Here is a 24,729-nt window from a genome sequence, read left to right as displayed (position 1 = left end):
CGGCCCGCCGACCTCACTCCGCGGTGCTGCGTCGCGCGTCTCCCCAGATGTCGACACCGGAGTCGACGGCGAATTCGTCGATTGCCGTGAGCTCTTCATCGCTCAAGGGTGCCGCGTCGAGAGCCGCGACATTGTGCTCGAGCTGTTCGACACGGCTGGCCCCGATGACCAGCGAGGACACTCGCTCATCCCGCAGCGCCCAGGCCAGGGCGAGCTGTGCCAGCGACTGGCCGCGGGCGGAAGCGATGTCGCCCAGTGACCGGATCCGGGCGAGGTTGTCGGCGTTCAGGAACCCGTCCTTGAACGATGGCTTCGCCTTGCCCGCCCGCGAATCTTCGGGCACTCCGCCGAGGTACTTGTCCGTGAGGAGGCCCTGGGCGAGCGGGGAGAAGCAGATGACGCCGAGCCCCTCGTCAGCGGTGGTGTCGAGGAGCCCATCGTCTTCGATCCACCGGTTGAACATCGAGTACGACGGCTGGTGGATGAGCAGGGGAGTGCCCAGGTCGCGGGCGATCTGCGAGGCCTGGGCCGTATCGGCGGCCGAGTACGAAGAGATGCCGGCGTAGAGGGCTCGACCCGATCGCACGGCGGTGTCGAGTGCGCCGATGGTCTCCTCAAGCGGGGTCGAAGCATCGGGGCGGTGGGAGTAGAAGATGTCGACATAATCGAGGCCGAGACGACGCAGGGACGCATCGAGGCTGGCCAGAAGGTATTTGCGGCTGCCGCCGGGGCCGCCATAGGGGCCGGGGTGCATGTTCCAGCCGGCCTTCGTCGAGATGATGAGCTCATCGCGGTAGGGGTGGAGGTCTTCGCGCAGCAGCCGACCGAAGTTGATCTCGGCCGAGCCCGGGGGAGGTCCGTAGTTGTTCGCCAGGTCGAAGTGCGTGATGCCCATATCGAATGCCCGCCGGACGATGTCGCGCTGGTTCTGGAATGCGACGTCGTCGCCGAAGTTGTGCCACAGTCCCAGCGACAAGGCGGGCAGGACGAGTCCGGATCGGCCGACCGGGCGATAGGTCATCGAGTCGTAGCGGTTTTCGGCGGCTAGGTACACACGGACTCCCTGGAGTGAGTGGAAGAGGTCGGGTCCCAGCTTACGGGCGTGCGGCCAGCGTGCACACGCAGGCGCGATTGCCGTCGGCATCGGCGAGGACGGTGAATGACGGTGCGTGAGACTCGTCGACGATCGTGCCTCCGGCGTCGACCGCGGCCTTGATGCGATCCGCGGCGACTGCGGCCGGCACGGAGACGTCGACGTGCAGACGCTGGTGCGGAACCTCGTGTTCTTCGCAGTCCTGGAACCACAGCAGCGGCATCTGGCCGGCAGGGTCGACGACGTCGGGTCCGGAGACGTTGCTCGCATCCCCGGTCAGGAGGGCCGCCCAGAACGGGGCGATGGCCTCCTGATTCGCGGTGTCGAGGCCGAGTTCGAGAAGTGCCGGGATGGTCGGGTCCGCCTTCACGCCCGTTGAGGCGGCCAGCTCGCTGATCTGCCCGGCGAGGTTGAGGTCGCGTTCGGTCACGGCACCGGTGTCGTGGCTGGTCAACCTGATGTCGACGTGCGGGAACGTCAGGGTCACATCGGGATGGTGGCCGGCCTCCTCGGCGGCTGCACCGATGCGGGCGACGAAGTCGAGTCCGGTCGCGAAGTCGCCGGTGAGGAACCGGGCGCCGATGCAGTCCGGCAGCCCCTGCCAGTCGCCGAGTCCTTGGGAGTCGAGTGCGTCGAGCAGCTTCTGTCCGGTATATGCAGTCATGGCTTCATGCTAGGGACTTCTCCGTCCCGCGTGAACCCCTCGTTCCCGGATCCTGCAGGCAGGGGCGTAACGTTGCCCCGGTGATTGGCTCAACCGCATACCTCGTGACGCTTCTCTTCGCGTCGATCGCGCTTCTCATCTTCCTCATCAACTGGAAGACGAAGCTGCATCCGTTCCTCGCTCTCCTCATCACCTCCGCCGTGACGGCCCTGGCCGCCGGTGAGGAGATCGGCAAGATCCCGGAGACGATCGCCGCCGGAGCCGGCGACACCCTCGGCGAGACCGGCGTCGTCGTCGCCCTCGGAGCGATGCTCGGACGGCTTCTGGCCGACAGCGGCGCCATCCAGCGGATCGCGAACCTCGTCATCGAGCACTCCTCGCCGAAGGCCGCGCCGTGGATCATGACGGGTGTCGCCTTCATCATCGGCATTCCGATGTTCTTCGAGGTCGGTCTCGTCGTCCTCATTCCGGTCATCTACGCGGTCGCCTCGCAGCTGGAGCAGAAGACCGGGCAGAAGAAGCTGTGGTACCTGCGGATCCTCGTTCCCGCGATCGCCGCGCTCGCCTGCCTCCACGGCATGGTTCCGCCGCACCCGGGTCCGCTCATTGCCGTGTCCGGGCTCGACGCGAATGTCGGAATGACCATCGGCCTCGGGCTCATCTGTGCGATTCCCACCGTCATCCTCGCCGGCCCGGTCTACGCCCGCTGGATCGCCCCACGGGTCAAACTCGAACCGACCGCCGATCTCATCGACCAATACACCGGGGCCCGCGCCGAGGCGGACCAGAAGGAACTGCGAACGATCCCCGTCTGGCTCGCCTTCGTCACCGTCCTCGTCCCCGTCGTCCTCATGCTCGTGCACACCGTGGTCCAGCTCGTGGCGCCGGAGTCATCGTTCGAACCCATCGCCGAGGTGGTCGGCAACCCGATCATCGCCATGCTGGCCGGAGTCGTCTTCGCCGCGATCGCGCTCGGGTGGACCTCGGGGATGGGCGGCGAGCGGATCCGCAGCTCCTTCGGCGGCAGTCTCAAGTCGATCGCCGGAGTCATCCTCATCATCGGCGGCGGCGGTGCCTTCAACGAGGTGCTGGGGGACTCGGGCATCGGCGATGCTGTCGTCGGCGCGACCTCTCACCTGGAGATGAACCTCATCCTGCTCGGCTGGTTCATCGGCATCCTGCTGTCGTTCGCCACCGGATCGGCGACCGTCGGAATCACCTCGGCCACCGGCATCGTCGCACCCCTTATCGGTGATCACTCCGGGGCCTACGTGTCGCTGGTCGTCATTGCGATCGGCTCGGGATCGATCGGTCTGAACTGGGTCAACCATGCGGGATTCTGGTTCGTCAAGGAGAGCTTCGGCATGACGATCGGTCAGGCGACGAAGACCCACATGATGGTCCAGACCCTCGTCAGCGTCTTCGGGCTGATCTTCGCCTTCCTGCTCTCGCTGCTCTTCGTCTGACCGCCTGCCCAGCCTCCACCTGCCCGACCTCCACCTGCCAGGCCTCCACCGATCCGACAGGGCCGGACGGCACAAAATAGACCACTGGTCTTGATTTAGTGGTGTGTCCTGTGCCTCAATGGTGGTGTGACGAAATTCCACGCCATCCGCGACCAGCTCCTCGACCGCCTCGAGAGCATGGCCGCCGGTGAGCAGTTCCCTCCGGAACGACAGCTCGCCGAGACTCTCGGCATCTCGCGGATGACCCTGCGCCGCGCCATCGACGAACTCGTCGCCAAAGGCATGGTCCGCAGACGTCACGGCACGGGAGTCTTCGCCCTCGGCCCGAAACTCGACCAACCGCTGGCGGCCAGCTCCTTCACCGAGGACATGCTCGCCCGCGGAATGCGTCCCGGGTCCCATATCCTCAGCTTCGACACCGCCGAGGCGGGCGCGCACGTCGCTCGCCGACTCCACATCGCTGAAGGCGACGAGGTCATCGCGATCCTGCGCCTGCGCCTGGCCGACGACGAACCGATCGCCCTCGAAGAACTCCATGTCCCCTCGGCTCTCGTGCCGGGGCTGAGCGCCGACGACCTCGAGGACCAGTCCTTCTACGAACTGCTGTGCCGGAACTTCGGCATCCGCCTCAACCACAGTGTGCAGACGATCGAACCGACCCTCCTCGACGCCGCTGAAGCGAAGCACCTCGGCGTCGAAGAGCTCTCACCGGCGCTGCTGTTCGAACGCATCTCCAGCGGAGCCGATGACCGCCCTTTCGAGTTCGTCCGCTCCGTCTACAGAGGCGACCGTTACAAGGTCCGCACCGAACTCACCGTCCCCACCCCGGCCGCAGCCGAAGCCGTCCCCGCCCTGGCCGCAGCCGAAGCCGTTCCCACCGACACCGTCCCAACCGGCACCGCTCCCACCGCCGTTCCCGACCACAGAGGAGGAGCGCAGCCATGATCATCGCCGGACTCATGACCGGAACCTCCGCCGACGGCCTCGACCTCGTCATCGCCGAATTCCGGCCCGACCCCGTCAACGACACGGAACCCACCCCCACCTTCGACCTCGTCGGCGCCGACCCCACCACCCTGACCGTGCGGATCCTCGCCGAACGCGAAACCCCATTCGACGACCGGCTCTCCGCCGACATCCTTCGCCTTCTCGAACCGGCAGAGCTGCCGTTGTCGCTGGTCAGCAGCGTCGACGCCCGACTCGGACGGTTCTGCGCCGACGCCCTGTCCGAACTCTGCGCCGACCACGACCTGACTCCCGACCTCATCGTCAGCCACGGTCAGACGGTCCGCCACGACATCACCGACGGACACGTCACGTCGACCCTCCAGCTCGGGCAGCCGGCGTTCATCGCCGAACGACTCGGCGTGCCCGTGCTCTCCGACGTCCGTTCCCGTGACGTCGCCGCTGGGGGACAGGGCGCCCCGCTCGTCGGGCTGCTCGACTCCCTCCTGCTCTCCGACGCCGAGGCTCCGACCGCGGTGCTCAACCTCGGCGGAATCGCGAACATCACCGTCATCACTCCCGGCCAGGATCCCATTGCCTTCGACACAGGCCCGGCCAACGCCCTCATCGACATCCTCGCCCGCCGCATCACCGACGGCCGGCAGAGCTATGACCGCGACGGTGCGCTCGCCGCTGCCGGCACCGTCGACGAGGATCTGCTCGCCGCGCTCCTCACCGAACCCTTCTACGCACGCCCCGCCCCGAAATCGACGGGCAAGGAACTCTTCCACGCCGCCTACCTCGACTCATTCCTCGAAGCCCACCCCCACCTCGGCGAGCATGATCAGATCGCCACGGTCACCGCGCTGACCGCGCGCACCATCGCCGAGGCGGTCCGAGACCACAACGTCACCACCGTCATCGCCTCGGGAGGTGGGACGAGGAATCCGGAGCTGATGCGCCGCCTCGGCGAGGAAGTGGGTGACGGTGTCACCCTCACGAGCACGCACGCTGCCTTCGGGCTGCCCGAAGGCAGCAAGGAAGCCCTGCTCATGGCACTCCTCGGATGGCTGAGCTGGCACGGGCTCGACGGCACACAGCCCAGCCTGACCGGAGCGATCGGGCCGCGCATCGCGGGTCGGTTCACCCCCGGTGACGGACCGCTGCGGCTGCCCGAGCCCCTCCACCGACGACCCGCTCGGCTGAGACTGACCGACTGAACCGGGGCCGGCACCGGCAACGCCCGCGCGGCCACACAAACGAACGCACCTCCTGACCACCGACCACCCGACACACTCCACACCCCTAACAAGGAGAGACCAATGCAGATCATCGACCTCCTGGTGATCATCGCCTATCTCGTCGCAACGGCGTGGCTGGGACTGGCACTGAGCGGCAAGCAGAGCAGCCTCAAGGGCTACTTCCTCGGCGGGCGCGACCTGCCGTGGTGGGCCGTCTGCCTGTCCGTCGTCGCCACCGAGACGAGCGCTCTGACCGTCATCGGCATCCCCGTCATGAGCTACCTCGGCGACCTCAACTACCTGCAGCTGGGGCTGGGCTACATCCTCGGCCGCGTCATCGTCGCCTACTTCATGCTGCCGCGCTACTACGACGGTGAGATGATCACCGCGTACGCCTACCTGGGCAAACGTTTCGGCCAGTCGACGCAGACCACGGCCGGCGTGACCTTCCTCTTCACCCGACTGCTCGCCGACGGCATCCGTGTGCTCGCCGCGGCCATCCCGCTCAAGGTCATCCTCGACGGGCTCGGCGTGCACACGAACTACTTCGTCATCATCGTCGTCCTCTCCCTGGTCACGATCGTCTACACGTTCATCGGCGGCATCAAGGCCGTCATCTGGGTCGATGTGGCACAGATGATCCTCTACGTCCTCGGCGGGATCCTCGCGATCATCATCATCTCCGCCTCGGTCGGAGGCGGCTGGTTCGCCGAGGCGGTCGAGGCCGGGAAGACGAACATCTTCGTCTTCGAGGGCAATCCGATCAACGCGGCGAACTCGTTCATCCCCTCCCTGCTCGGTGGCGCGGTGTTCGCGATGGCCTCACACGGTTCCGATCAGCTCATCGTCCAGCGACTCCTGTCCTGCCGATCGAAGGTCGAGGCGCAGAAGGCGCTCATCACTTCCGGATTCGTCGTGGTCGTCCAGTTCGCGATCTTCCTGCTCGTCGGACTGGCGCTGTGGGCCTACTACGATCGCGCGCTGCCGGCCGATCTCGGCCTGACCCGTGACGACGAGATCTTCCCGCACTTCATCATCGAGGGCCTGCCCGCCGGCATCTCCGGTCTGCTGTTGGCCGGCATCCTCGCCGCGGCGATGTCGACCCTGTCCTCGTCCCTGTCGGCGCTGTCGTCGTCGACGGTCAACGACGTCTACGCGAGACTCAAGCGCACGCCGATGACCGACGAACAGGGCTTCAAGGTCGGACGTTGGGCGACGATCGGCTGGGGCATCGCGTTCATCCTGCCGGCGACGATCTTCGAGTCCGACTCCGGCAACATCGTCATCCTCGCACTCGGAATCGCGGGCATCACGTACGGCGGTCTGCTCGGGGCGTTCGTCTTCGGCATCGTCAACAAGCGGGCCCGGGCGCTGGATGCGAACATCGCGTTCGCCCTGGCCGTGGCCGTCAACGCGTTCTTCTTCGTCATGGAGAAGTACGTCACCGGTGAGGTGTGGGTCGCCTGGCAGTGGTACCCGCTGCTCGGCGTCATCGTCACCTTCATCGTCGGCGGCCTGCTCGGTCTGCGCCACAAGACGAAGGTCGTCGAAGACCCGATCCTCGCCGAGGCGGAAGGAAGTCCCCGTCCATGACCTCCTCCCAGCGCCCACTCTCACCGACCGAGCAGCGCAATCCGGCGAGCTCCGGACTCGACGACCTCGACACCCTTGGGGTGCTGCGAGTCCTCAACGCCGAGGACCACGCCGTCATCGACGCGGTCGCCGCAGCCCTGCCGCAGCTGGCCGAACTCGTCGACATCGCGGCAGAACGCATGCGCCGAGGCGGCCGCGTCCACTACTTCGGCGCAGGCACCTCGGGGAGGTTGGGCGTCCTCGATGCGAGCGAACTCTTACCGACGTTCAACCTCGAACCGGGCCGGGTCATCGGGCACATCGCCGGCGGCCAGGCGGCATTGGTCAACGCGGTGGAGAACGCCGAGGACTCCGGGGCCGACGGATCCGCGGCCGGTGCGGAGCTCGGACCCGACGATGTGGCCATCGGCATCGCCGCGAGCGGGTCGACCCCGTACGTCGGCGGGGCGCTCGACGCGGCGCGGGCCAACGGCGCTCACGCCGTGCTCATCTCGAACAACCCGCACGCCTCTCTGGCCGAGACGGCCGATGACCACATCGTCCTCGACACCGGCCCCGAGGTGATCACCGGATCGACCAGGCTCAAGGCCGGCACCGCCCAGAAGCTCACCCTCAACGGGTTCTCGACCGCGCTCATGGTCGCTCTCGGCCGGACCTGGGACAACCTCATGGTCTCGGTCGTTGCGACGAACGCGAAGCTGCGCGAACGCACCGTGCGCATCCTCCGCGAGGCCGCGGACCTCACCGATGCCGACGCCAGGGCCCTGCTCGAGCGCTGCGACGGCGATCTCAAGACCGCCATCGTCGTCTCCTTCACCGAGGCGGCCCCCGCCCTGGCATCCTCGACCCTGGAGTCCCATGACGGATCCGTCAGGGCCGCGATCGCCGAGCTCGTCCGGGCAGGTGCATCGTCCGATGACGGATCCGGCTCCGGACCGGACGATTCCGGCCAGGATAACCCTGGGCCGGGTACCGTGGGCGCATGAGCCTGATCCTCGGCATCGATATCGGCGGCACCGGCAGCCGCGCCGCACTCGGTGACGTCGGCGATGCTGCTGACCATCGTGGCAGTGCCGTTGGCGGACCGGGCATCGCTGACGGCGTGGGCTTCGTCCCACGTATCGCTGACCAGATCGCCGGACCGCGCATCGAGATCGGGCCGGGCGGCAGCACCGTCCTGCATGTGGTCCGGGACCTCGTGAGAACCGCGGAGGAAACCTGGCCGGACCGTTTCTCCGAGGTGGGCGGCATCGGCATCGGTGCGTCCGGCATCGCTTCTCTTGCCGAGGATCCTGCCGAGATTCTCGCCGAGGTCTCTTCCTTGTTCGGAGTGCCGGCCGTCGCGGCCATCGATGCCGTGACCGCCCACCTCGGTGCGCTGGGCGGTACCGGAGGAGCGATCACCGTGCTCGGCACCGGAGCGATCGCCATCGCCCATCCGGGTCCGGACGATGCCGGCCACTGGTCAGCCGAATGGGCACGAGCCGATGGCTGGGGACACCTCTTCGGCGATCGCGGGGGAGGGGCATGGCTGGGACGTCATGGTCTCGAACTCGCCCTGCGCACTCATGACGGTGTCGACGAACACGGCCGTGCTTTGCTCGAGGCAGCCACCCGACGCTTCGGACCACCGGCCTCCTGGCCGGGACAGTTCTATACGCGCAATGACCGGGCAGGACTGCTTGCCGAATTCGCCGTCGACATCGGCGAGACTGCTCGAGCCGGCGACACAGCCTCGGCCGACCTGGTCCGCGAAGCTGGTCAGGAAGCGGCCCGCAGCGCGCTCGCCGCAGCTCGTTCCGTGCGAACTGACACTGACTCGTCAACGGTAGCCACCGAGGCCTTTCCCACTTCCAACTCCGCGACCCGCATCGCTCTCACCGGGGGAGTCGCGGCCGCGGGCGATCACCTCGTCGAGGGATTCCGCACCGAAGCCGCACGACTGGATCCGACCATCACCATCGTCGAGCCCGCAGGCGGACCGTTGGATGGGGCACTCACGCTCGGTCACCTCGGTGCCGGTGGGAAACTCAGCGGCCAGGACAGGGTCATCTGGATCTGACGGGCCGTCAGGTGTCGCGATCCTCAGCCCGGGCCTCTCGCACCATCCGCACCTCGCGCACCCCGTCGTACTCGTCGGTCTTGACCGTGCCGTCGGCGACGAATCCATTCTTCGCATAGAACGCCTGAGCGCGCGGATTCGGATCGGCAACCCACAGCGCAGTCGTCACGGTCGGATCGACGACCGCATCGAGGAGGTTCTGGCCGACGCCAGTGCCGTGCATGGACCGATAGGCGTAGAGAACGTAGAGGTGCCGGTCTTCGACGCTTCCGTCGGTTTCCGGCGGTCCGGACATCGCGATGCCGACGATGTCACCGTCGGATTCGGCAACGGCGCTGACGTATTTCTGCGGGGCCGCCTCGGCGAGAATCTGCGTCCACATCTGTCGGCGTCGATCGATGAGGTCGGGAGCATCGAGGAGTTCGTCGGGCATGATCCCGCGGTAGGTCTCCTCCCAGCTGTCGACGTGGACTCGCGCCATTCCGGCGACGTCGGCGATGACTGCGGGACGGACAGCAGATATCATGAACCGACTCTACCTCGGGTGCCGAGCGTTCGCCTGGCCTACGACCATTCACAGCACATGCTGGAGCCCCGGTCGCCGGCACGAAATATTCACCTGACCTGCATCTGCACACAAACAGCTGTCCAGCCGGGACGCCCAGGATCGAGAGAGTGAGAGCGAACCGCGAACCAGTCACCGCCGTCGAATCATCACCCTCAGCCCACCCACTTCATCGCCGGTTCCGACCGTCATCGCCCGGTGCTCGGAACTCGGGCACAGGAGACGTCTCGTTCGGGTCGGCGGCGCCACCGCCCGCCGACCTCGAACTGCCGATGGGCCCGCGCACCCGGCTGTACCGATTCTTCGAGGCCATGCCGGCGGCGATCAGCTTCACTGCGGTCGGGCTCGTGTTCGTCCTCCCGTTCGTCGACGCGATGCTCGGAGCGGTCTACGTGCTCTCCATCGTCGGGCTGATGTTCGTGCGGGCGATGCTCGGGGCGATCGACGTCGCTCGCGGCTTCCTCCGCTACCGCCGCAGCGCCCGCGTCGACTGGGCGGCACGCCTGACCGACCTGGAACGGGCCCTGGACGGGCGCCCCTCCTTGGCGCATCCTCGGGGCGGGTTCCGTGCTGCCGACCACGCCGCGACCATCGAACAGGTCAGCCGCAACCTGGACTCGATCGTGCGTCCCTCGACCCTGCTCCACGCGGTCGTCGTGGCCGCGTTCAACGAGCCTTACCCTGTCATCGCCGACACCATCCGCACCCTGCTGCACACGTCGACGAAGCCCGAACAGCTCCTCGTCTTCTTCGCCCATGAGGAACGCGGCGGACCGGTGATGGCCGAGACGGCTCGGCGGCTCGAAGCCGAGTACGGCCACCGCTTCGGGGCCTTCGTCCTCGTCGAACATCCGGCCGGATTGCCCGACGAGATCGCCGGCAAGGGAGCGAACATCACATACGCCGGACACCGCCTGGCCGAATGGGTCCGTGACCAGGCCATCGACCCACACCGGGCGATCGTCACGAGTCTCGACTGCGACAACATCCCACACGAGTCCTACTTCGACGCTGTCGCCTACGAATACGCGATCGCCCCGGACCGAGAGCGGCTGTCGTTCCAGCCGATCAGTCTCTACATCACGAACATCTGGGACGTGCCGGCGCCGTCGCGAGTCGTCGCCAGCGCGAACTGCTTCTGGAACCTCACGACCACGGTCCGGCGGCTCGCCCTACGTAACTTCGCCTCCCATGCGCAGCCGCTGACTGCTCTGGTCGAGATGGGCTTCTGGTCGAAGCGGACCATCGTCGAGGACGGTCACCAGTACTGGCGCAGCTGGTTCCACTTCGACGGCGACTACCGGGTCGTGCCCGTCCATGTCCCGATCTTCCAGGACGCCGTGCAGGCCGGGACGTTCAGGGCCACGATGGTCGCCCAGTTCAAACAGCTCAGCCGCTGGTCGTACGGTGCCTCCGACGTTCCCTACGTCGGGGTGCGCGTGTTCGGCCCTGGGGCCCGCGCACCGTTCTGGCCGGGAGTGCTCCGGTTCTTCTCCCTGCTCGAGGGGCACGTCAGCCTCGCCTCGATCTCGATCATCATCGCCATCGGCGGCTGGATCCCCTTCGTCGTGGCCACGCAGACGGGACAGGCCACCTCAGTGGTGGAGCGCATGCCGATGACCGTGGGCATCATTCAGCAGATCGGCATGATCGGTCTCATCGTCTCCGTCGTCGTATTCAATGCGCTGCTGCCGCCCCGGCCCATCCACGTCCCGCGCGAGCGCCGGGTGACGATGTGGCTGCAGTGGCTGCTCTATCCGCTCACGCTGCTCGTGTTCAATTCCTCGACCGCACTGTACTCGCAGTGGTGCCTGATCACCGGCCGCTACCGCGAACGCTTCGATGTCACGGAGAAGAGGGCCAGCGGAGCGTCCCGGTAAACCGCTGACCCGCTGACCCGCTGACCGAGGGCCACCACACCAACTGCCACCACACCAACTGCCACCACACCAACTGCTTCAAAGTGTGAGCGTCCACCCCTAAGGCTGCACTCCTGCACATTGAAGCAGTTATCACCTCCGCCACCGAGGCAGTCGGCCGACCGCCCAGAGCGAGCACCCCATTTCCGCCGGCCGATTCGAGGTCTAGGCTGGGAACCGAGCCCTACTGCCCTTCGGACGCTGGCGCCCACCGCGCTCCAGCGCTCACCGCGCACCAGCCCCACCGCCCCAGTGCCCACAGGACCCCAGTGTCCGCAGAGTCAACGGCGCCGCCGGTTCCCAGCGCCGCAGCGCATACCAGCCGAGGAGAGCGTCATGCCCGACACCGACAGCCCACACCCCACCCGCCACGACAGCGAGCACGTCGATTGCATCATCAGCGGCGGAGGCCCCGCCGGGATCGTCGCCGGCCTGCTGCTCGCCCGCGGCGGGGTGAAAGTCGTCGTGCTCGAGAAGCACATGGACTTCTTCCGCGATTTCCGCGGCGACACCATCCACCCGTCGACCCTGCGACTGCTCGACGAACTCGGGCTCTACCACGAATTCGCCCGCATCGCCCATCGCCGCGTGGAAGGCGTGACCCTGACCGGGCGAGGCGGCGAGGACGTCCTGCTCGCCGACTTCACCCGCCTCGACCTGCCACACCCGTTCATGACGATCGCACCCCAGTGGGACTTCCTCAACCTGCTTGCGAAGGCGGGGGAGGACGAGCCGAACTTCGACCTGCGGATGGGGGTCGAGGCCACCTCGTTGATCTGGGATGACGATCGAGTGGTCGGTCTCCGTGCCCGGAATTCGACCGTCGCCGTCCCGGCCGCGTCGACCGCGCCCAGCGTCACCGAGGCGGCCCCACCGCCAGAAGACACCGACGTCCACGCCGGGGAACGAACCGACAGCGCTTTCGATTCTTCCACCCCGGCCACCGTCGAATTCCGTGCACCGCTCGTGATCGCCGCCGACGGCCGGTGGTCGCAGGCCCGCGCCGAGGCGGGTCTGTCCGTGAGACAGCTGTCGTCGACGATCGATGTGTGGTGGTTCCGCATCGATACCGAGGCGGTCCTGCCCGATTCCGTGGCCCCACGAGGCGGGAACGGCAAGGTGTTCGTCGCAATCCCCCGCGACGGACACGTGCAGATCGCCAGACTCATTCCGAAGGGTGCGGACGAGCGCCTGCGTGCCGAAGGCATCGGAGCGCTGCGTGACGCCGTCGCGGAGACCTACCCGCAGCTCGCGGCGGATGTCGGTCAGGTCGAATTCGACGATGTGAAGCTCCTCGATGTCCGCCGCAATGAGGCCAGACGATGGTTCACCGACGGTCTGCTGTGCATCGGCGATTCCGCACACGCGATGAGCCCGCTCGGTGGGGTCGGGGTCAACCTCGCGGTGCAGGACGGAATCGCCGTCGCCCGGACACTGGCCGAACCGCTGCGTGCCGGGTCGGTGCGGACCGCAGAGCTGCGGCGCCTGCAGCTGAGACGACTCCCGACCACGCGGGCCGTCGAACTCCTGCAGTCAGGAATCCACCGGATGGTCGAACCCGCTGTCCACGGGCACCGGCCCATTCGCCCACCTGCACCGGTGGAATGGCTGCTGACGACATTCCCCGCGCTCACCCGCATACCGGCGCGCATCCTCGGCGTCGGCATCACTGCCGAACACGCCCCGGACTTCGCCCGGCGTGAGGAACCGACCTTCGAAGGAACACAATGACCGAAATCCTGAGCTTGCGTCCATTGCTGCCCACCGATGAGGCGGAGCTGCGCACGTTCCATGAGCAGCTGCGTGCCGACGATTTCGAATTCCTCCAGGCAGAGGGAACGTGGGCCGATATCATCGCCACTCACGAGCGCGAGGCGAAAGGAATCGAACTCCCGCCGGGGCGAGTGCGTGCGGAGTTCCTTGTCGCCGAGGTGGACGGCCGACCCGTCGGTCGCACTTCCATCCGGTACGAACTCAATGATTTTCTGTTCACCCTGGGTGGTCACGTCGGCTATGCGGTCGCTCCTGAATTCCATCGCCGAGGATACGCCCGGCAGATCCTGTCACTTTCGATCGAACGACTGCGCTCGGCCGGTGTCGAGAGCGTGCTCGTCACCTGCGATGAGACGAACACCGCCTCGGCGAGTGTGATCGAACAGTGCGGGGGAGTCCTCGAGGACGTGCGCGAGAACGGTGGCGGACCACCCAAACGCCGCTACTGGATCGGCGCAGATTCCGGTTTTCCTCAATCGGCCTCGACGGCCAACACCAGTGCCGCGGTGACGGCGGATCCGTAGAGTCGAAGACATGAACTCACTCTTCGACTCCATCCGCAAACTCGGTTTCCGTCGCGGTCCCGACCGCATCCTCGGCGGTATCGCCGGAGGCCTCGCCGAGGTGACCGGCATCAACGTCTGGATCATGCGACTCATCGTCCTCGCCTCGTTCCTGCTGCCCGTGCTCGGTATCGGCGCCTATCTCGTCGCATGGATCCTCACCCCGTGGCAGGACGAATCGATCCCGCTGCAGCAGATCTTCGGCGGTCGCTCGATCGAGTGACGACACCTGAGCCGATCAGCGTTCGCTGTCCAGCTGCGCCATGAGTGCACTCGGGTAGCGATCGCCGCGCACCTCGGTGCCGGAGAGCACCTCGTCGATCTCGGCGAGATCATTCGGGCTCAGCACCACCTCGGTGCTGGTCAGTGTCGCGCGCACCTGCTGGACGGTCCGCGAACCGACGACGGGGACGATGTCCTCGCCTTGGGCCGCGACCCAGGCGATCGCCAGCTGGGGCAGTGTGATCCCCTTCGCCGAGGCGATCTCACCCAAGGCCGTGACGATCGTTTCGTTGTGGGCGAGGTTCTCCCCTTGGAAGCGGGGGAACATCGCCCGATTCCCGCCGGTCTTGCCGGCGAACAGCCCCTTCGCCAGCGCCCCGTAGGCAGTGATGCCGATGCCGAGGTCGCGGCAGGCGGCAAGGATCCCATTGGACTCGATGGAACGGGTGAGCAGGGAGTACTCGATCTGCAGGTCGCTGATCGGCGCGACGGCTGCCGCCCTGCGGAGCGTCTCCGCCCCGACCTCGCTCAATCCGATCGACCGGACGTACCCCGCCTCGACGAGTTCGGCGATCGCGCCCACAGTTTCCTCGATCGGGACATCCGGGTCCAGCCGGGCGGGCCGGTAGACGTCGACATGATCTGTCCCGAGACGGCGCAGGGAATAGGCCAGGGAGTTGCGGACTGCGTCTGGGCGTCCGTCGAATCCGATGAACGCGCCGTCGGGGGAGAGCACGGCACCGAACTTCACCGACAGGACGACATCCTCGCGGCTGCGAGTCCGCAGAGCCCTGCCGATGAGCATCTCATTGTGTCCGGCTCCGTAGAAGTCCCCGGTGTCGATGAGGGTTCCCCCGGCATCGAGGTACGTGAGGATCGCGGAGACTCCTTCGTCATCGGTCGTCGGCCCATAGGCGCCGGACATGCTCATGGCTCCGAGCCCCGGCGACGTGACAAAGGGTCCGGACGCTCCGAGGCGGCGGTGGTCAATGGTCTGTGCTTCACTGTGTGTGGTCATGACTGAGAGTCTGGTCGCAACGCTCGCCATCGGGAAGGGCCGATCGAACCAGGGACAACCTGTGCCTGGAAACTCAGCGTCCGCGGGCGGACAATGGGCGGATGACCGATCGATCCGACCTCGCCGATTTCCTCCGCCGACGCCGTGAGCAGCTGCGACCCGAGGAGATCGGTGTGGGCAGCACGGTCCGCCGGCGCACGCCTGGGCTCAGGCGTGAGGAGGTGGCGATGCTCGCGGGCGTCTCCGTCGACTACTACGCGCGCCTGGAACAGGGCAGGGGAGCGACACCGTCCGCCGGTGTCGTCAACGCTGTCGCCCGGGCTCTGCAGTGCGACCGGGATCAGAGGGATCATCTGCTCCATCTGGCGGGGCATCCGGTGCCGCCGCACAGTTCGGACGGGCACATCCGACCCGGACTCATCGCCGTGGCCAACCGGCTCGTCGATGTGCCGGCCGTCATCGTCACCGACCTCGGCGAGGTCGTCTGGCAGAATCCGCTGGGGCGAATTCTGTTGGCTGACCTGCCGGAGGAGCCCGGACGAGGACGAAACCTCATCTGGAGATGGTTCGAGGACCCCCGGTCACGGCCGATGCCGGAAGAGGACTGGTCACGGATCTCGGCATCACATGTGAGTGACCTGCGGGCGACGTACGCCCGCAGGTCCGGAGACCGACGAGTGAGAGAATTCGTTGCCGACCTCATCGCCATCAGCGATGAATTCGCAGAGCTGTGGGCACAGCACGAAGTCGCTGTGCGGCGTTCCGACATCAAGGTCTTCACCAGCAGGGAACTCGGTCGGCTCGAGTTCCGGTGCGAAGTGCTGCTCACCGCGGACGATGACATCTCGCTGCTCGTGTTCTTGCCGCTCGAAGGCACCGAGACCGCGAGTCGGTTGGAGCTGCTCAGCGTCGTCGGGACGCAGAAGCTGACTTCGGAATGAGCCGCGCGACGAGTGGGCCGATCGCGGTTTGCAGTCGACCCGCAGAATCTATCTGGCCCGCGGTGTTCTGCAGAAGACCTTGATCGGGACGGAATCGAAGGTTGGAGCGTCGAGAAACGTCCACAGGACGGCGAGAACGGTGATCGGGAAGAACGCGACAGCGAGGTAGCGGCCCATGCCTCTCCAGAAGCCGACGCGTCGACCGAAGTCGGCCTGCAGCGACACGACCCCGCACAGCGCCTGGCCGGGGGAGACGGTGCAGCCGTAGAGGGCACCGAAGACGAGAGCCATGAGCGGGTAGCTGGCGAGGCAGACACCGGTCGCGGCATCGAGTGAGATCAGACCTACTGCCGAGAGTGCCAGAGCGATGCCGATGACGACCCCGGTGAAAACGAGGACGAAGACGGCGTCGAGGATCCTCGCCCACCAGCGCCTGCCCGTCGGCGCCTGCTGCAGGAGCACGCCATTGCGCAGCGTTCCATTCGCGTGGTCGTACATCCTGGCACGGACGTGGGAGCCGTAGTTTGCACTCATGATTCGATTAGACCAGCTATTCTTCCCGACTGCGAGCCGCGGGCTCGGCCATCGGCTCGTCGGATCAGGACGCGGGAACGTCGAACTCGGAGCGGAACTCAGGAACCTTCTTGTCCTCGCCGATGACCTTCGCTTCGGGGCGGACGTAGGCGCCCTTGAGGGAATCGGCAGTCTTGCTGATGTAGATCGGCACGTATCCGGTGTGCTCTCCCTCGCGACGCGGAGCCGAGTCGAAGTACTCGTACCCGGCCTCTTCGACCTCGTCATCTGCGCTCGCCGCATAGTTGACCTCGTCCCCGCCGTCGTCGAGGTAGAAGTCCGAGGCACTGATCGTTCCGCCGTATTCCTTGCCGGGAACGACCTTCACCTCGAGGTAGACCATCTCTCCATCGGGGTTGTCGCTCGCTTCATAGTATTCGGTGGGGTTGTTGCGCACAGCCGAGACGATGGTGATGACGTCGCCTGTCTCGTCGTCGGTGAGCTCGGTTCCGACCCTGACCTCGGTGCCCTCACCGGACGTTGTCGCGTCCTCGGTTGCTGCCGCCTCCTCGGCTTCTTCGGTCTCCTGCTCGAGCGCAGCCGAATCGGTCTCTTCGGTCTGTTCCTGCTCGCTGGAGTCTGCCTCTTCGGCGGTGTCCGGCTCGTTCGTTCCGCAGGCTGAGAGAGCGAGCACCGAGGCGACCGCGACCGCGGCTGAACGGGTGAGCAGTGTGGTCGGGCGGAGTCGGATGCGGTTCATGGTTCTTCCCTGCTTTCGAGTGGCGGAGCCGACCGCGAACAGTGTCGGCGGCGTCCGTGAGTAGCTGACGACCTCGACTCTATGCGGGTCCAAGCCCGCAGATGGTGCTCGATGGGGCACATGATGTGTCAGTTCTGCGACAACTGCTGTATTGAACCCGGCTCGGTCGACGCCGAGGGTCCCGTCTCTGATCCTGTGCTCGTTGGAAATCTCTTGAAAACAGCGCAGCCCCGAAGCGATGAGCTTCGGGGCTGCGGCGTATTGTGCCTGGTCAGGCTGGGTGGGCCCCGTGGGGATCGAACCCACGACCCGCGGATTAAAAGACCGCTAATAGACCCTTATAAATACAGGGATGCAGGGGTCTGAGTGCAAGTTGAATGCAAGTTTTGTCACCGATTCAACTCTAGCCGCGCCGCGTCCAGAGCCTCGGCGGCGATCCTTCCGAGCGCTTCGGCAACTCCTGTCAAATCATCCGCGAACAAGTGGCTGTAGGTATCTAGGGTCATGGCGGCTGAAGCGTGACCTGCGAAGCTCTGAGCGAGCTTCACGTTCGCACCAGCACCGACCACGAGAGAAACACACGTATGCCTGAAGCCATGCAAGCTGAAGTCATCAGGGAAGTCCGAGTCCTGCCGATTGAGCGTGTAGCCGTGGGCGGCGTCGGGCAGACTCAGCGCCTGTCGCGTTTCAGGGTCGGCTTCACCTGTGACCGGCAGGCCGTGAGCCTGCTGTACTTGCTCGACCGCTCTGGTTGTCTCGGGGCCGTAGACATGGAAGTCCCCGCTATATTCTTCTTCGGCCATGTTGAGAGCATTCTGCAAACGTTCAACGGCTGAAGCCGCAATCTTCACAGCAGGCTTCAGTGCCCGGTTGTTGACATTCTGGTTCTGCAAGTCGCCCCCGCGCGGGGCGGTAAACAGGTGGTCATCCCGGCCCCGGCGGCGAGCCTCGGCAATATCCAAAGCGATCTGAGTAAGCGGGATCGTTCGGCGCTCGCCACCCTTTGTCACCTCGGCGTAGCTGATTCTGTTGTCGATAGTCCTCTGAGTCCTGCGGACCCTGAGAACACCGTTCTCAACATCACGGCCGCGGAGAGCCGCAAGCTCCCCAAATCGCAGACCAGTCAATGCGAGGAAAACGAAGATCGGAGCAAAGTGCTCCGACGAGCACGCTGCGATCCTATAGACCTGCCTCATGCTGAGGCTGTAGCGCTCCACGTCGGAATCCTCCGACTTCGGCAATTGCTTGAGATAGGCCTTAACCGTGTTTGCCGTGACATACCTGCCGACCGCATAGTTCATTAGGCGACTGAACTGACGCACGCCCTTAGCCTTATTGCTGGGCGAACTGAACTTTCCTTGTTCCACCCACCCGCGGACTGCCTTGTCCGTGACCGTTGCCAACGGTGCGCCGCCCCACCGTGGTTCGATGACGGACCGGTAGATTTCGTCATACCTGTTCAGTGTGTTCCCGGCTGTGCCGGTGTTCTTCCGCCCACCGGTACCACGCAGATACTGCAACCACTCCTGATGAAGCTGATCTACCGTCATCTTCTCAGCCTTAGACTGATCGACATTCGAAGACGAACCCAGCTTCGCATAAGCCTTACGGTCGAACTCTTCAGCCTCGCGCTTCGTCCGAAACTTCTTACGCTTATACTTCCGCTGACCCCCGGCCATGACAGGATATAGACACTCCCACGGAAGCTTGCCCGTGCCCAGATTCTTCACGCTCATAGAGCAAGAATACAACTAAAAGTCCGCGCGTCAGCGAGACGGTAGCCACAACAACACCGTGCCCCGTATCCTCGGCGTCATTGACGCGTCCGCGACATGCCCACAGGAAAAATTCTTGTCTGTGGAAAGAGGTGGATGAACGTAGTGGATCGGATGCCAATGCGCTAGTTGGAACCAGGCGCAGCCTTGACAAATCAAGGGGAACGTGCTTGGCCGCAGGCTGTGGACGATTGTGGACGGCAGGCGCACGGGGTGTGGAACCTGCAAATGACACTGGTGTAACACTGGATATAGGGGTAAGGTCGTAGACGAGCACAAGATGATGTGTTTGTCAAGCCCCCGAGGGCAGATGACACAACTCTTGAACGCCCCTTAGTGCCCGGCCCTGAATGATCAGCGCGGCTGCGAGAGCACGAGGGGCGGATGCCAGCCCCACGGGGGTCTGAGTAACACAGGCGACAAGTACACCAAGACAGCTTGTGTCTACCTTGAAACCGAACTGAGGACACACCTATGCCTAGCGCCACCGAAACGAACAGCCCTGCAGATCAGGGCGTAGCCCTGATCGCGGAGATTGAAGACCACCTCAAGCAGCAAGCGCAGCCGCGAACGGCTGTCATGAACGAGTATCAAGCCGCCGAATATATCGGTTGCTCAGTGTCGTGGCTGAGGAACAACAGGCGAAGCCCGGCAACGCCGCCATTCGTCAAAGTCGGGAAAAACGTTCGATACAGGATCGAATCGCTAGACACCTGGCTGGAGCAGCAAGAAGTGAAGCACTAGACGCTCATTCCGCTACGGCTCCATGAGCCAAAAGCAGGGCAGTCAAGCGGGCAGTCCAGCAGGGAATGACCCCGTGTGAGTGGACGGTAACGAGACGAATGGAATGCAGTTCTTCCCGCCCAGAAATAGCGGGGGCGGCGACATTGGGAGGGAATGAGTGCCGGAATCAACTTTACAACTGACCAATCGGTCGGGAAATAGAAGGAGCCGCGTAAAGCGAAAGCACGACAAGTGCCAATTCTGGGATATGAAAACGGGAGGTTGCGACTCCGATGGAGTCTCGACCGTCCGATACACAAGCGGAGGAATCAAGTATTCCTATTGGGTATGCGCAAAGCATTACAACAAGAAGCGCCGCTTGATCTACGGAGTCTGCTCTTACCGAGTGCGCCGCGAAGACGGCAGTCTCTACAACTGCACGTCAATCCGAGACACGAACAGAGGAAAAGGCCCAAAGAAGCGCGGCTATTGCCGCAGGCATGAAGACCAGTACCTCAAAGAAGCGAAGCCGGGAGCCGTTCAAAGTGCCCTCGACCGCCTCGCCGGAATTATCACTTCCGACAGTTTCACTGGTTGTTGGTTAACACCGGCAAAGAAGAGCAGCACCAACGGGCGAGCCCAGATCGGTTGTGCGGGGCTGACCTGGACAACCTACCGTCTGACCTATGTCCACTTCTTCGGGCCACATGCCAAGGGACTGGAGTTATCGCATTCATGCGATAGAAAGCTCTGTTGCAACCCGCTTCACGTCATCCCTATGACTAAGAAGAAGCATGAAGTGCTGACCCGCGACGAGCAAGCTACAAACATCTGGCGGATCGCTCAGGCGAACCGCGAAGCGCCAGTTGGCCTGCTGACATTCGCTGAGACCCACGGCCTACCGCTGTATGGCACCGGGACACGGTTCGCTAATGCCTTTTTCGGCGCTGACTACTTGCTCGCGGATAAGCGAGTCGCCCGCGCCGTCTAGCCCGGCCACTACGCGAACTGTGTAGCAATTCAGTCGATACAACTCTCGACACACCCAAAGGAGGTGAACACCCATGCCACCGAGCAAAAGGCTCGGCCCGAGAGTTAGAGAGCATTACAGATGGATCAAAGCAATCTGGAATACATCAAGGTCGGAGATCTTGAGCCCGGTGACTTCTTCACTCTTGGAGTGAATAGTCCCCTGACGTTTGTCGCCCGAGGCCACCATTTGACGATGCACGGCAGTGCCCAGCTGGACGCATCGTGCCTTGCTGGCATGCGCGACGGAGCCGCCTACACGAGCACGTTCTACCGCCCGGCGCTAGAAGTTCTCCTTGTCCCCGAAGACGTCGTGGGGGAACGAGTTGCCGCTGCTGTCGAAGCATTCAGTGACCGACAGTTCCGAGGCCATGAACGAATCGAACTGCCCTCCGGTGTCTGGCCTTGGGCGGACGCAGTAGTGACCGGCGGCGAACCGGAGGTCGCGGCTTGACGAACCTCAACGCCCAAGTCCTCCACAACTACGCGAACTACCTAGAACGCCGGTTCGACCGGCTAGAGCTCAAAGAGCTGCGCGCGCCCGACTCCCGCCGTGAGCAGCAGATGGAGCATTACCTCAACGAGCTGGACGTGGTGTTGGAACTCATTAACCAGATCGAAAGCGAGACCAAATGAACATAGGAGACCAAGTGACCGTAGACGGCAAAGTCGCCGAGGTTGCCAAACTGCGAATATCTGTACCCGTCGCCGTGATCGAGTTCGGGGACGGCGAACGCGACCTGTACTGGTACGGGGGCGCGGAAAGCAACAGTGGCGATTCGGGGCTGGTGCGCGGCCCCGAGACGGGGCCGGGCGGATTCGCTGACAAGTGGATCGGAGCTCAGGCACTAGCGCCCATCAACGGTGGGCCCAGCTCTGACGACTTGGCCGATTCGTGGGGGTTAGGCCCGCTGCCCACAGAGCCGCATGAAACTAGGGCTTCTACGCGACCAGCAGACATTCCCGAACATTCCCCCTCGCAATCTACCTGGTCGCCTGAAACGCCACGACAGGCAGAGAAATGGTCGCGAGTGAGGTCCTGGTACTACCGCGCAGGGCTATGCCCGCGCTGTTCCAGTCAGGGCGCATGGGGGCACCAGCTTGGGTTCTCAAACGTGAAGCCGCCCTGTTTACCTTGCTCTCGGATCGTCTCGAAGTTTCCGATCCTTGCTGTCAACGGCTGGTGCAGGCTCACTCAGTACACGGCACCTCAATACGCGGTCTCCGCTGTCGCGTGAGGGCTTCTACCCGACCTGGAGTCAACGGTGCACCAGTTGGATGCCCTGGCTCCCCGGTCATCTAAAACACACCAATCCAATACGAACAGGAACGAATTTGAACATCACTCATGAGAACGAATACCAGCACCGTCCAGCCGCCGAAGCAGCCGACTCCAAACTTGCCAAGGCCCGGGAGGCTTTAACCGAAGCTCAGGCGGAACTCCAAACGGCTCGCCAGAACCTCGCAGACCATGAAGCCAAAGCCGAGACGGCCAAGTCGAAGCCGAAGAATTGGGCGCATGACGGAGCCGAACTTACCGCCACGATCACCTGGTATGAACGCATGGTCGCCTAACGATCTTCAGCCGTCGCGGAAGCCGAGACTGAAGCCGCCGAGGCGAACCGGGCGCTCGCCCTTGCTCAGATGCAAGACCGCGCCGAGGCTATACGTGATTTCGACCGGAACGCTTTCATCCGCCGATACGCGGCGAAGCTTGCGCCTATCGCTGCCGAAGCATGGGCAGAGCTGAATGCCGTCACCGTCCTTAAAGGCGAGATAGCCTCAATTGCACGCGGTGCCGGTATCGACAACTCGCACCCCCGATATTCGGAGCCGTCCGGCGGCATGGGCGAACACGTCTTCGACGGCATCCGTCTCGACCCCGTCGGGCTAACGTCCTCGACCGTCGAAGAAGCTTTCAGAGTTCCCGATGACCCTCGGGTCGTCGCACGCCGCGAAGCACACGCCGCCGAAACTGCGAAGCAACGCGAAGCTGACAGTGAGGCCAAAGCTCAAGCGCAGGCCGAATGGGAAGCCGGAGCCGCCCATCGCGAAGCCTACGCTCGGTTCAAGGTCGCCCACGACAACTGGACTGCAGAACGCTTCCGCCGCGTCCGCGCTTTCGAGACCACGGCGACAATGCCGCCCGAACCCGTATTCGCTGATCCGGCCACCTGGTGAAGTGACGCGGGTGACTCACCTGACGAACATCTGAACTGAGAACGCCCCTCGGCTTAGGCCGGGGGCGTTCTTGTATTCACGGACTTCTCTGAACTTCTGAAATTTTTTCGTGACCCACACGCCATAGGAATAGGTGGGGGCCGATTTTTAAGGCCCCCACCCCTCGACCGAACACGCCTTGACCACCCACTAGTCGAGTCCCCTTAGTTACTCCTGGATGGGATCGAGTAACAACTACGGGCTTCTGAAGTGGGAGCGTCCATTCCTGCTATGACCCACCGGTGGAGTTAGTGGCCGGGGGGAGGGGTGGTGCCCCCTCTGCAATCCTTGTTCTGGTCATCCGTCGACTCGTTTTGATTCGGTTCAACCGCTGGCTCATTGCCGTTGTCTGCCAACTCTTTGCCGCTCTGGCTATCCGCCGGCGCGTTGGCATCCGGGGCATTCGTCGGGTTGCAGGGGCAGCCACTGGCCCTGTATTCATGTACGGCGGCCGCCGCTTCTGTCGCTTCTATGCCTCTGGAGATGTACAACTGGTGCGTCATGAACGCTCCAACCCCAAGCACCGCTGCCACGCCGAGCCAGGCAAACCATGCCACTATTTCAGCGGAAGCGATCGCTGTCGATAGGCCAAGGGCCGCTGCCGGTATCGCGAGTCCACCCAATTGCTTTGACTTCCTCTCGGAATACGCGCGCATCCAAGAGGCGCGGGCAATGCCTTGCTCTTTCTCTGTCAGTTCCTGCTTCCCGCCCTGCAGCTGGCCTGTAACTGCCTCGTCTGAGTACCCCGGCCCATTGTCCAAGAATGGCATCACGACTCCCTTTCGTTTGAGTAAGCCCAAATGTAGTTCATGCTCAACCGATTCGCTCTATCGAGCTTGATAAATCAGCTGCGTGTCGCCTTGTGTCTGTCAAGGGAAGTGTACGTGCTCTGACGCGATCAGGCGATCCCTGGAGCCGCCAAAACTGAAGTCTAGGGAAGTGCATCGTAATTTCTTTGACACGCATTCCAAGGAGTTCTAAAGTTGCCTTGACACGATAGTAGATTAGGAAGTGACCATGAACGCGCACACCGTCGCCTACGTCCGAGTCAGCTCGGCCGACCAGAACGAAGCCCGCCAGCTCGAAGCGCTCGACGCAGCAGGCGGATACGACAAACTGTTCACCGAGAAGATCAGCGCCAAAGATCGCAAGCGCCCCGCGCTAGGGGCCATGCTCGGACACGTGCGCGAGGGCGACGTGGTGAGAGTCAAGTCGATTGACCGTCTCGCACGGTCAACCACCGACCTGCTCTCCATCGTCCAGGAACTCAGCGACAAAGGTGTCAGCGTCGAGTTCATCGACACCCCCGACATGAACGTCAAGACCGGGCAAGGTCGCTTCATGCTTACAGTAATGGGTGCATTCGCCGAGCTGGAAAGGACGACCATCCGAGAGCGACAGGCCGAGGGTATCGAGATCGCCAAGGCTCAGGGCCGTTTCGCCAAGAAGAAAGCGCTCACCCCCGAGCAGGTGGAAGAAGCCGCCCGGCGGCGCGAGGCAGGCGTGCCAGTTTCCGACCTAGCCAAAGAACTAGGCGTATCAAGGCAGACTCTCTACACAGCCTTTAAGGGTATCTGAGCCATCGAAACCACTAACGCCCCGACCCATAGAGCCGGGGCGTTCGTTATATCCCTGGTATCGACA

The 24,729-nt window shown here is 64.2% G+C and carries 26 protein-coding genes and 1 tRNA gene; 18 read left to right on the top strand and 9 right to left on the bottom strand.

Annotated elements, in window-relative coordinates:
* Positions 1-13 precede the first annotated feature (13 nt).
* Together mgrA and QYM46_RS16465 are read right to left on the bottom strand one after the other, a co-directional pair.
* Positions 14-1,054, bottom strand: coding sequence for an L-glyceraldehyde 3-phosphate reductase (gene mgrA, locus QYM46_RS16470; RefSeq protein ID WP_432789826.1), 1,041 nt, complete (start codon positions 1,052-1,054; stop codon positions 14-16).
* Between the two features lie 40 nt (positions 1,055-1,094).
* Positions 1,095-1,757 carry a 4a-hydroxytetrahydrobiopterin dehydratase gene (locus QYM46_RS16465; protein WP_432789825.1) on the bottom strand — a complete coding sequence of 221 codons (663 nt, stop codon included), beginning with the start codon at positions 1,755-1,757 and terminating at the stop codon, positions 1,095-1,097.
* 80 nt (positions 1,758-1,837) lie between these two features.
* Between QYM46_RS16465 and QYM46_RS16460 the strand changes: the two genes are divergently transcribed.
* The 6 genes from QYM46_RS16460 (at position 1,838) to QYM46_RS16435 (ending at position 9,064) form a co-directional block, all read left to right on the top strand.
* Complete coding sequence (locus tag QYM46_RS16460) at positions 1,838-3,223, top strand: GntP family permease (RefSeq protein ID WP_432789824.1); 1,386 nt, start codon at positions 1,838-1,840, stop codon at positions 3,221-3,223.
* A gap of 126 nt (positions 3,224-3,349) precedes the next feature.
* Positions 3,350-4,168: a GntR family transcriptional regulator gene (locus tag QYM46_RS16455; protein WP_432789823.1), complete on the top strand. Its 819-nt coding sequence runs from the start codon at positions 3,350-3,352 to the stop codon at positions 4,166-4,168.
* A complete protein-coding gene (locus QYM46_RS16450) occupies positions 4,165-5,388 on the top strand; it encodes an anhydro-N-acetylmuramic acid kinase (protein ID WP_432789822.1) in 1,224 nt (407 codons plus the stop codon). Before QYM46_RS16455 ends, QYM46_RS16450 begins: the two co-directional genes overlap by 4 nt.
* 102 nt (positions 5,389-5,490) lie before the next feature.
* Positions 5,491-7,002 carry a sodium:solute symporter gene (locus tag QYM46_RS16445; RefSeq protein WP_169253287.1) on the top strand — a complete coding sequence of 504 codons (1,512 nt, stop codon included), beginning with the start codon at positions 5,491-5,493 and terminating at the stop codon, positions 7,000-7,002.
* Positions 6,999-7,988 carry an N-acetylmuramic acid 6-phosphate etherase gene (gene murQ, locus QYM46_RS16440; protein WP_432789821.1) on the top strand — a complete coding sequence of 330 codons (990 nt, stop codon included), beginning with the start codon at positions 6,999-7,001 and terminating at the stop codon, positions 7,986-7,988. Before QYM46_RS16445 ends, murQ begins: the two co-directional genes overlap by 4 nt.
* Positions 7,985-9,064 carry a BadF/BadG/BcrA/BcrD ATPase family protein gene (locus QYM46_RS16435; RefSeq protein ID WP_432789820.1) on the top strand — a complete coding sequence of 360 codons (1,080 nt, stop codon included), beginning with the start codon at positions 7,985-7,987 and terminating at the stop codon, positions 9,062-9,064. The genes murQ and QYM46_RS16435 overlap by 4 nt, the downstream gene beginning before the upstream one ends.
* Positions 9,065-9,071: 7 nt before the next feature.
* Here QYM46_RS16435 and QYM46_RS16430 read toward each other — a convergent pair whose 3' ends face one another.
* The gene (locus QYM46_RS16430) at positions 9,072-9,590 is read right to left on the bottom strand and encodes an N-acetyltransferase family protein (RefSeq protein WP_432789819.1); all 519 of its coding nucleotides are present in this window, start codon (positions 9,588-9,590) and stop codon (positions 9,072-9,074) included.
* A gap of 311 nt (positions 9,591-9,901) precedes the next feature.
* Between QYM46_RS16430 and QYM46_RS16425 the strand changes: the two genes are divergently transcribed.
* The 4 genes from QYM46_RS16425 (at position 9,902) to QYM46_RS16410 (ending at position 14,107) form a co-directional block, all read left to right on the top strand.
* Entirely contained in the window at positions 9,902-11,509 is a 1,608-nt protein-coding gene (locus QYM46_RS16425) for a hypothetical protein (protein ID WP_432789818.1), read from the top strand.
* Between the two features lie 375 nt (positions 11,510-11,884).
* Positions 11,885-13,279: an FAD-dependent oxidoreductase gene (locus QYM46_RS16420; protein WP_432789817.1), complete on the top strand. Its 1,395-nt coding sequence runs from the start codon at positions 11,885-11,887 to the stop codon at positions 13,277-13,279.
* The gene (locus tag QYM46_RS16415) at positions 13,276-13,845 is read left to right on the top strand and encodes a GNAT family N-acetyltransferase (protein WP_432789816.1); all 570 of its coding nucleotides are present in this window, start codon (positions 13,276-13,278) and stop codon (positions 13,843-13,845) included. Before QYM46_RS16420 ends, QYM46_RS16415 begins: the two co-directional genes overlap by 4 nt.
* A gap of 10 nt (positions 13,846-13,855) precedes the next feature.
* The gene (locus QYM46_RS16410; protein WP_432789815.1) at positions 13,856-14,107 is read left to right on the top strand and encodes a PspC domain-containing protein; all 252 of its coding nucleotides are present in this window, start codon (positions 13,856-13,858) and stop codon (positions 14,105-14,107) included.
* Between the two features lie 15 nt (positions 14,108-14,122).
* Here the strand turns inward: QYM46_RS16410 and QYM46_RS16405 are convergent, their stop codons facing one another.
* Positions 14,123-15,124 (bottom strand): aldo/keto reductase, encoded by a 1,002-nt coding sequence (locus QYM46_RS16405; RefSeq protein ID WP_432789814.1) that lies wholly within the window; start codon positions 15,122-15,124, stop codon positions 14,123-14,125.
* A 101-nt stretch (positions 15,125-15,225) separates the two neighbouring features.
* Here QYM46_RS16405 and QYM46_RS16400 point away from each other — a divergent pair, with 101 nt between their 5' ends.
* Positions 15,226-16,065 carry a helix-turn-helix transcriptional regulator gene (locus QYM46_RS16400; RefSeq protein WP_432789813.1) on the top strand — a complete coding sequence of 280 codons (840 nt, stop codon included), beginning with the start codon at positions 15,226-15,228 and terminating at the stop codon, positions 16,063-16,065.
* Between the two features lie 48 nt (positions 16,066-16,113).
* Here the strand turns inward: QYM46_RS16400 and QYM46_RS16395 are convergent, their stop codons facing one another.
* From QYM46_RS16395 to QYM46_RS16380, 4 genes are all read right to left on the bottom strand, one after another.
* Positions 16,114-16,599: a hypothetical protein gene (locus QYM46_RS16395; RefSeq protein WP_432789812.1), complete on the bottom strand. Its 486-nt coding sequence runs from the start codon at positions 16,597-16,599 to the stop codon at positions 16,114-16,116.
* A 64-nt stretch (positions 16,600-16,663) separates the two neighbouring features.
* Positions 16,664-17,338, bottom strand: a complete 675-nt coding sequence (locus QYM46_RS16390; protein WP_432789811.1) for a hypothetical protein — start codon at positions 17,336-17,338, stop codon at positions 16,664-16,666.
* Positions 17,339-17,619: 281 nt separating this feature from the next.
* A tRNA-Lys gene (locus tag QYM46_RS16385) sits at positions 17,620-17,690 on the bottom strand.
* Positions 17,691-17,727: 37 nt separating this feature from the next.
* The gene (locus QYM46_RS16380) at positions 17,728-19,074 is read right to left on the bottom strand and encodes a peptidoglycan-binding protein (RefSeq protein ID WP_432789810.1); all 1,347 of its coding nucleotides are present in this window, start codon (positions 19,072-19,074) and stop codon (positions 17,728-17,730) included.
* A 513-nt stretch (positions 19,075-19,587) separates the two neighbouring features.
* Between QYM46_RS16380 and QYM46_RS16375 the strand changes: the two genes are divergently transcribed.
* From QYM46_RS16375 to QYM46_RS16350, 6 genes are all read left to right on the top strand, one after another.
* The gene (locus QYM46_RS16375) at positions 19,588-19,857 is read left to right on the top strand and encodes a helix-turn-helix transcriptional regulator (RefSeq protein ID WP_432789809.1); all 270 of its coding nucleotides are present in this window, start codon (positions 19,588-19,590) and stop codon (positions 19,855-19,857) included.
* Between the two features lie 358 nt (positions 19,858-20,215).
* On the top strand, positions 20,216-20,827 hold the full coding sequence (locus QYM46_RS16370; protein WP_432789808.1) for a hypothetical protein: 612 nt from the start codon (positions 20,216-20,218) through the stop codon (positions 20,825-20,827).
* 120 nt (positions 20,828-20,947) lie between these two features.
* The gene (locus tag QYM46_RS16365; protein ID WP_432789807.1) at positions 20,948-21,319 is read left to right on the top strand and encodes a hypothetical protein; all 372 of its coding nucleotides are present in this window, start codon (positions 20,948-20,950) and stop codon (positions 21,317-21,319) included.
* The gene (locus QYM46_RS16360; RefSeq protein ID WP_432789806.1) at positions 21,316-21,501 is read left to right on the top strand and encodes a hypothetical protein; all 186 of its coding nucleotides are present in this window, start codon (positions 21,316-21,318) and stop codon (positions 21,499-21,501) included. Before QYM46_RS16365 ends, QYM46_RS16360 begins: the two co-directional genes overlap by 4 nt.
* A gap of 699 nt (positions 21,502-22,200) precedes the next feature.
* The gene (locus QYM46_RS16355; protein WP_432789805.1) at positions 22,201-22,440 is read left to right on the top strand and encodes a hypothetical protein; all 240 of its coding nucleotides are present in this window, start codon (positions 22,201-22,203) and stop codon (positions 22,438-22,440) included.
* 270 nt (positions 22,441-22,710) lie between these two features.
* Entirely contained in the window at positions 22,711-23,046 is a 336-nt protein-coding gene (locus QYM46_RS16350) for a hypothetical protein (RefSeq protein ID WP_432789804.1), read from the top strand.
* Between the two features lie 287 nt (positions 23,047-23,333).
* Here the strand turns inward: QYM46_RS16350 and QYM46_RS16345 are convergent, their stop codons facing one another.
* A complete protein-coding gene (locus QYM46_RS16345) occupies positions 23,334-23,855 on the bottom strand; it encodes a hypothetical protein (protein ID WP_432789803.1) in 522 nt (173 codons plus the stop codon).
* 247 nt (positions 23,856-24,102) lie between these two features.
* Between QYM46_RS16345 and QYM46_RS16340 the strand changes: the two genes are divergently transcribed.
* Positions 24,103-24,663, top strand: a complete 561-nt coding sequence (locus QYM46_RS16340; RefSeq protein WP_432789802.1) for a recombinase family protein — start codon at positions 24,103-24,105, stop codon at positions 24,661-24,663.
* Positions 24,664-24,729: the final 66 nt, after the last annotated feature.

The sequence above is a fragment of the Brevibacterium sp. K11IcPPYGO002 genome (assembly GCF_050920635.1).
Classification (GTDB): domain Bacteria; phylum Actinomycetota; class Actinomycetes; order Actinomycetales; family Brevibacteriaceae; genus Brevibacterium.
The sequence above is the reverse complement of the archived record's forward strand: the minus strand, read 5'-3'. Positions and strand labels throughout refer to the sequence as shown.

Bases quoted from the DNA above. Each gene is read 5' to 3' on its own strand.
- QYM46_RS16365 (WP_432789807.1), top strand. From the start codon at position 20,948: ATGGATCAAAGCAATCTGGAATACATCAAGGTCGGAGATCTTGAGCCC.
- QYM46_RS16345 (WP_432789803.1), bottom strand. From the start codon at position 23,855: ATGCCATTCTTGGACAATGGGCCGGGGTACTCAGACGAGGCAGTTACA.
- QYM46_RS16435 (WP_432789820.1), top strand. From the start codon at position 7,985: ATGAGCCTGATCCTCGGCATCGATATCGGCGGCACCGGCAGCCGCGCC.
- QYM46_RS16430 (WP_432789819.1), bottom strand. From the start codon at position 9,590: ATGATATCTGCTGTCCGTCCCGCAGTCATCGCCGACGTCGCCGGAATG.
- QYM46_RS16450 (WP_432789822.1), top strand. From the start codon at position 4,165: ATGATCATCGCCGGACTCATGACCGGAACCTCCGCCGACGGCCTCGAC.
- QYM46_RS16425 (WP_432789818.1), top strand. From the start codon at position 9,902: ATGGGCCCGCGCACCCGGCTGTACCGATTCTTCGAGGCCATGCCGGCG.
- QYM46_RS16400 (WP_432789813.1), top strand. From the start codon at position 15,226: ATGACCGATCGATCCGACCTCGCCGATTTCCTCCGCCGACGCCGTGAG.
- QYM46_RS16390 (WP_432789811.1), bottom strand. From the start codon at position 17,338: ATGAACCGCATCCGACTCCGCCCGACCACACTGCTCACCCGTTCAGCC.
- QYM46_RS16350 (WP_432789804.1), top strand. From the start codon at position 22,711: ATGGGCGAACACGTCTTCGACGGCATCCGTCTCGACCCCGTCGGGCTA.
- QYM46_RS16465 (WP_432789825.1), bottom strand. From the start codon at position 1,757: ATGACTGCATATACCGGACAGAAGCTGCTCGACGCACTCGACTCCCAA.
- QYM46_RS16405 (WP_432789814.1), bottom strand. From the start codon at position 15,124: ATGACCACACACAGTGAAGCACAGACCATTGACCACCGCCGCCTCGGA.
- QYM46_RS16415 (WP_432789816.1), top strand. From the start codon at position 13,276: ATGACCGAAATCCTGAGCTTGCGTCCATTGCTGCCCACCGATGAGGCG.
- QYM46_RS16340 (WP_432789802.1), top strand. From the start codon at position 24,103: ATGAACGCGCACACCGTCGCCTACGTCCGAGTCAGCTCGGCCGACCAG.
- QYM46_RS16445 (WP_169253287.1), top strand. From the start codon at position 5,491: ATGCAGATCATCGACCTCCTGGTGATCATCGCCTATCTCGTCGCAACG.
- QYM46_RS16395 (WP_432789812.1), bottom strand. From the start codon at position 16,599: ATGAGTGCAAACTACGGCTCCCACGTCCGTGCCAGGATGTACGACCAC.
- murQ (WP_432789821.1), top strand. From the start codon at position 6,999: ATGACCTCCTCCCAGCGCCCACTCTCACCGACCGAGCAGCGCAATCCG.
- QYM46_RS16420 (WP_432789817.1), top strand. From the start codon at position 11,885: ATGCCCGACACCGACAGCCCACACCCCACCCGCCACGACAGCGAGCAC.
- QYM46_RS16375 (WP_432789809.1), top strand. From the start codon at position 19,588: ATGCCTAGCGCCACCGAAACGAACAGCCCTGCAGATCAGGGCGTAGCC.
- QYM46_RS16380 (WP_432789810.1), bottom strand. From the start codon at position 19,074: ATGAGCGTGAAGAATCTGGGCACGGGCAAGCTTCCGTGGGAGTGTCTA.
- QYM46_RS16410 (WP_432789815.1), top strand. From the start codon at position 13,856: ATGAACTCACTCTTCGACTCCATCCGCAAACTCGGTTTCCGTCGCGGT.